Origin of the sequence: Brevundimonas sp. (assembly GCF_018608325.1) — a bacterium.
Lineage (GTDB): Bacteria > Pseudomonadota > Alphaproteobacteria > Caulobacterales > Caulobacteraceae > Brevundimonas.
On the sequence record NZ_JABAZW010000015.1, the window covers coordinates 1,256 to 3,147 of the forward strand.

Consider the following 1,892-nt stretch of genomic DNA (forward strand, 5'->3'; position numbering starts at 1 on the left):
CATATCAGGAGCCGATGCAGGGCCGGGAGCAGCTAACATCATGCCCATGCCCGGCGTATCTGCCCCTCCACCGAATATGTCCTGGGTAGGGGCAGAAGCAGGCGCAGGAGCACCAAACATATCAGCAGGGGCAGGGGCAGGCGCCGCCACAAGGGCGATGGCCAACGACAGTCCCGTCAACGCGCGCATCATCATCTTACTTGGCCAGGGCTGCGTCGATGGCGGCCGACAGGTCGGCCAGGCTTGCGCCTTCACCGCCCGGCGAGATCACCTGGGTGTCGTTGACGTAGAAGGCCGGGGTGCCGGTCACGCCCTGGGCGCGGGCGGCCTGAACGCGCTTCTCCATCGCGGCGACGGCGTTCTTGTCCGTGACGCACTGGTTGAACTGTTCTTCCGACAGGCCAGCGGCCTGGGCGGTGCGCAGCAGCCATTCGCGCGGCGAGGTGGTGATCATCTCCTGCTGGGTCTTCATCAGCTGGTGGACGACGTCGAAATACTTGTCCGGGCCAGCGCAGCGCGCGACCAGGAAGCCGGCGGTGGCGGCGTCGACCGGCGGGGTCGGCAGTTCGCGGAAGACGTAGCGGACCTTGCCCGTGTCCACGTATTTGGCCTTGAACGCCGGATAGGTGTTTTGCTGCCAGATGGCGCAGTGGGGGCAGGTGACCGAGGCGTATTCGACCACGGTGACCTTGGCGCCTTCAGCGGCGCCCTGGGCCATGTCGCCCTCAGCCGCACCCTTGGCGCCGCCGCCGCAAGCGGCCAGAGCCATGGTCGCCATGGCGGCGCCGGTAATGGCCGCGCGGCGGCTCATGCGGGCGAAGCGGGATTCAGTCTGGGCCATGTGACTTCCTTGATCGGAGCGTTGCCTGATGATCATGCGATTCCCGTGGAAGCGCACAACCTCTGACTTGTCGAGAACAGGTGCGGCGAAGTTTTGTCAATCTTGACTGTTTGGGCGCGACATCGCTGCGCGGCCCAACTTGGCCAGAGCCGCCTTCAGTTCGTCAGGCGCGGAGGCGATGGAGGCGGCCAGATCGGCCTCTGCGGCGGCGGACAGGGGCGGGGGTTTGGGCGCACGTTTCGGGCGTTCGATGGCCTTCACCGGCGGTTTGACCGGGCCTTGGGCGATGCGCAGCTTGCCCACGGTTCCGTCGCCCAGAAACAGGTTCACCTTGGCCAGGATCTCCTCGGACTGATGCTGGACCAGCAGGGCGGCGGCGCTGACGACGCGCAGCTCCAGAATGCCGGGCTGGCCTGCACGGCCCTTGATGATGTTCTTGGGCGAGGTGATGCGCGCCAGCCGTTCGCCGACAATCTCGATCCACAGGGGCTCCAGCCCGCTGGCGCTGCGTCCGAACTGGGCGTCCAGCTTCTTGATCAGGGGCGTCAGGGCCTTGCCTGCGCGCGGGGCGACGCGCGGAGCCGGGCGGGTGCGGCGGCGAGACAGAATCTCGCGGACCTCGGCGTCTGTGGGCAGGGTGCGGCGCATAGGCCTATATAGCCCGACCGATGCCCATAGTCTCTCCTGACATCTCCCTGATCCGTGCAGAACTGCTTGCCTGGTACGACGCGAATGCGCGGGGTTTGCCGTGGCGCGCGCCGCCGGGAGAGGGGACGCGCACCGAGCCGTATCGGGTCTGGCTGTCGGAGGTGATGCTGCAGCAGACCACGGTGCCGCACGCGACGCCCTATTTCCACGATTTCATCCGCCGCTGGCCTACGGTGTCGGACCTAGCCGCCGCGCCGGATGCGGAGGTGATGGCGGCGTGGGCGGGGCTTGGTTACTACGCCCGTGCCCGCAACCTGCTGGCCTGTGCGCGGGCGGTGGCGGGCGCGCATGGCGGTGTGTTTCCGGATACAGAGGCCGGGTTGCTGGCCCTGCCGGGGGTGGG

At 67.6% G+C, this 1,892-nt stretch carries 2 protein-coding genes and 1 pseudogene; 1 reads left to right on the plus strand and 2 read right to left on the minus strand.

Translation table 11 applies throughout. From position 1 onward, the window contains the following. Nucleotides 1-196: 196 nt before the first annotated feature. Both QZ281_RS02035 and QZ281_RS02040 read right to left on the minus strand, forming a co-directional pair. Nucleotides 197-841 (minus strand): DsbA family protein, encoded by a 645-nt coding sequence (locus tag QZ281_RS02035; protein WP_292224134.1) that lies wholly within the window; start codon nt 839-841, stop codon nt 197-199. 96 nt (nt 842-937) lie between these two features. Next, entirely contained in the window at nt 938-1,489 is a 552-nt protein-coding gene (locus QZ281_RS02040; protein ID WP_292224137.1) for a DciA family protein, read from the minus strand. A gap of 20 nt (nt 1,490-1,509) precedes the next feature. Here QZ281_RS02040 and QZ281_RS02045 point away from each other — a divergent pair. Next, nucleotides 1,510-1,892: pseudogene (locus tag QZ281_RS02045) on the plus strand (A/G-specific adenine glycosylase); the annotation flags it as partial.

Excerpts from the sequence above, each read along its gene's own strand:
- QZ281_RS02035 (WP_292224134.1), bottom strand. The coding sequence starts at position 841 with ATGGCCCAGACTGAATCCCGCTTCGCCCGCATGAGCCGCCGCGCGGCC.
- QZ281_RS02040 (WP_292224137.1), bottom strand. The coding sequence starts at position 1,489 with ATGCGCCGCACCCTGCCCACAGACGCCGAGGTCCGCGAGATTCTGTCT.